The organism is Leptolyngbya sp. FACHB-36 (genome assembly GCF_014695955.1).
GTDB lineage: Bacteria > Cyanobacteriota > Cyanobacteriia > Leptolyngbyales > Leptolyngbyaceae > FACHB-36.
Genome location: NZ_JACJPG010000132.1, coordinates 1 through 3205, shown reverse-complemented (window position 1 = coordinate 3205; position 3205 = coordinate 1). Strand labels below are relative to the sequence as shown.

The window sequence follows — 3205 nt, the reverse complement described above, 5'->3', positions numbered from 1 at the left end:
ACCACGGTGCGGTAGAAGCGCTCAGACTTCGCCAGTTCAGCGATGAAGCCGCGCACGGTAATGGCACCGTTGCGTAGACGCGACTCCAGTGTGATTTGACGGTTGAATTTCAGCGTTTCATGCTCGCTGAACACTTGACGGTACGCTGCCCAGATCAGGTCTTCCATTTCCATGGCGGAGCCAACGTCTTCGATGCGGTAGATGTAAGGGGTGTCTTCGTTCAGGTCTGCTTTGCCGAAGCTGGCGACCCTTTGGTTTTGAGTGGTTGGTTTGTAGTTAAGCAACGGCAGCGCCATTACAGATCTCCCGATTGTGTAAGTAAAAGAACGTTAAGTTAAGAGCGATTAGCGATTTTGAACCACTGGTGTCGCCCTACTGAGTCGATCGCGGTTTTTGAAGTGCCATCCTAGGCAAGATCGCCTAGCGCCTTCTTCATTATCCCGTGAACAGGGGACGCGATCGCTAGCGCACTGGGAAACTTGCGGTTGAGTTAATTGACGCAGCAGTTTGCAGCGGTTTGTCGCGAGTCATATCCGGGATGGTGATGTTTGCCGTGTTGACTGACACCACTTGAGTCGGAGTGACTTTGATCGATCGCGCCAAATCTAAGAAGTTGCGGACGTCGCCCCACTTGTAGCGAGACTCTTCGATGCGATCGCGCCAGTAGTCGCCATAGCGCGGCGTCACTAGATTGAACGGGCGATCCTTAAACCGACGCCGCTGATACGGAACGGTAGTATCACCAAACGACTGAGTGTATTCGTCGCTGTCGAGTAGCGCATCGACGAATTTATCCCAGCCCAAGGTTGCAATCTTGATCGACCAGGCGATCTCCTCGTCTTTATTGTAGGGAGCGCGACCGAGCAGGCGCTTGAGGCTGAGTTCCACCGCGCGGTAGTTAGAGTTCGTTTCCAGCACGAGCTTGCGAAACACGTCGGATTTTGCCAAACCGCGAACAAAATCTCGCACCGTGATGTTGCGGTTCTTGAGTTGCGATTCCAGATTGGTCTGACGGCTGCTTCTGAGGATCACGTGCTCACTGAACACCTGACGGTAGGCTGCCCAGATCAACTCTTGAATCGAGGTTTGATCGGGGCTGTCTTCTAAACGGTAGATGTAAGGGGTATCTTCGCCGGGTACTTCGTAACCGGGAACCCGCTGGTTTTGCGAGGCGGGTTTATAGTCGAGCAGTGGGATTGCCATAGGGATGAAGAATCAACGCGAGGAATGGGGCAAACAGACAAGACGGACGATCGATCTCCGCTAGACCTTCGGATTCGCAGGAATGTAGCGGTAAGGCAGCGCAACCTCAGTCGGTTTGACCGTGGGTTTTGCCGCATTATCGGAGCGAGTCATATCGGGAATTTTGATGCTGCTAGACGTGGCGCGGGCGACATGCCGCTGAGAATCGATCTGCGGCGTTGACAGACCTTGCGCCATCGACAAGAACGTGGCGGGAATTGCCTGACGAACAATTCTCTTGTCGAGTTCGCCTGCTTTATACTGGCGCACCTCGTAGAACGATCGCCCTTGCAACCCTTGCATCATGAGGTGATTGCGCCAGTAGTCGCTGTAGCGAGGATTCACCAGGTTAAAGGGACGTCCTTCTAGGCGGCGACGCTGGTACGGCAGAATGTCGTTGCCGAAGCTGCTGAGATACTCGTCGCTATCGACAACGGAGTCAATAAATCCGGGCAGACCGCGAGTAGCAATGACGATCGACTGCGCGATTTGCTCATCTTTGCTGTAGGAAGCGCGACCCAAAAACCGCTTGAAGGTAATGTCTACCAAGCGGTAATTGGAGTTCGTTTCGCCCACAAGGCTGCGGTAAACTTCAGATTTGCCCAAGCCGCGCACAAATTCGCGCACCGTGATAGCGCGATTGCGCAACTGGGATTCGAGGTTCAACTGACGGTAGCTTTCCAGGATCAGATGTTCGCTAAAGATTTGGCGGTAAGCTGCCCAGATTAATTCGTCGATTTCTGCAACCGTTGCGGTGCGGCTGAGGCGATAGACCGATGAATCGTCCTCATCAGGCACGTCATAGCCAGCAACGCGCTGATTCTGAGTTTTCGGTGAAATTTCAAGCAGTGGAATTGGCATAAGAGTTTATCAGGATAAGGAAAAAAGGAAGGCTAACTTGCCGCTAGCGGTGCAATGTGGGATATCTGCTGAAGCGCCAATCGCGCTCTGGCTTGAACGATCGACTCCGAATCCGTCTGCGATATCTGCTCAAGCTGGTCCAGAATGTTCGATCGACTGACCGCATCCTGAATCGACGCTGCCAGCGCGTCCAACCCAACAACTGCCGCGTAGCGGATCGACCAGTCAGAGTCTTGAGCCACCAGCAGCAGCGTTTTCAGCGCCTGCGCCTGTTCAGCCTGCGGGGATGGAGTCCAGTGCAGGCGACCCAATCCTTTTGCTGCTGCTCGACGCACACTTGGCGCGAAATCTGTTTCCGCTGCCTCAACCAGCACCGCTAGCGCCCGCGAATCAGCGATCGCCGCTAAGGCTCGGATCGACGAAGCTCTGGCTCCGTAGTTGTAATCGTCAATGCCTTCTAGCAGCGGCACAACAGCAGGCTCCCCAAGCTGCACTAGACCCTCAACGGCGGCAGCAGCCGCTCCGGGATTGTTGTAGCCCAGGACGGCGATTAACGTCGGAATGGCGGCGGGGGTCCGAGCCGCTACCAACGCCCGCACTGCTGCAATCAGGCGATCGGGGGAGTCTGCCTGCTCAACGGCTAAAATCAGGTCGCGAGAGGAGTCGGTCACGGTTCGCTTATCCAGCTAACGATCGTTAGTTACAGCAGAGTGTCCATTAAGGACAGAACCTGAATCGCCCGCTCAGACAGGGTGGATGCAGGTTGCAGATGGTGGTCGAGTAGCCCTTTTAGAGCAATCAGCTTAAAGCTGCTTTCGACAGCGGCAGAGGCGATCGCCTCTGCCGCTGGGAGGTACCCGATCGCGCCCAAATCAGACAGCGCCGTGCGGCGGAGCTGGACATCACCGCCTTGGAGCGCCTTCACTAACCGTTCCGCGTATGTGGAGTCCTGGGTGAGCTGATACAGCGCTCGGGTCGCCGCATACTGGACTCGCGCGACAGGGTGCTCCACAAACGGACGAATCAGGTCCACTGTTTCCACAGCAGACAGCAGCCCCAAGGCTTCGATCGCCGCATCGCAGGGTTGCGTCAGATGGGGTTG

5 protein-coding genes are annotated in these 3205 nt (G+C 55.5%); all 5 read right to left on the bottom strand.

Annotated elements, in window-relative coordinates; translation table 11 throughout:
* On the bottom strand, positions 1–296 hold a 296-nt coding region (locus H6F43_RS01885; protein ID WP_190340324.1), incomplete at its 3' end, for a phycobilisome rod-core linker polypeptide.
* Between the two features lie 166 nt (positions 297–462).
* A complete protein-coding gene (locus H6F43_RS01880; RefSeq protein WP_190340323.1) occupies positions 463–1203 on the bottom strand; it encodes a phycobilisome rod-core linker polypeptide in 741 nt (246 codons plus the stop codon).
* Positions 1204–1263: 60 nt separating this feature from the next.
* Positions 1264–2103 carry a phycobilisome rod-core linker polypeptide gene (locus H6F43_RS01875; protein ID WP_190340322.1) on the bottom strand — a complete coding sequence of 280 codons (840 nt, stop codon included), beginning with the start codon at positions 2101–2103 and terminating at the stop codon, positions 1264–1266.
* 32 nt (positions 2104–2135) lie between these two features.
* Entirely contained in the window at positions 2136–2774 is a 639-nt protein-coding gene (locus H6F43_RS01870) for a HEAT repeat domain-containing protein (RefSeq protein WP_190340321.1), read from the bottom strand.
* Positions 2775–2803: 29 nt separating this feature from the next.
* A partial coding sequence (locus H6F43_RS01865) for a HEAT repeat domain-containing protein (protein ID WP_190340320.1) occupies positions 2804–3205 on the bottom strand: 402 nt, incomplete at its 5' end.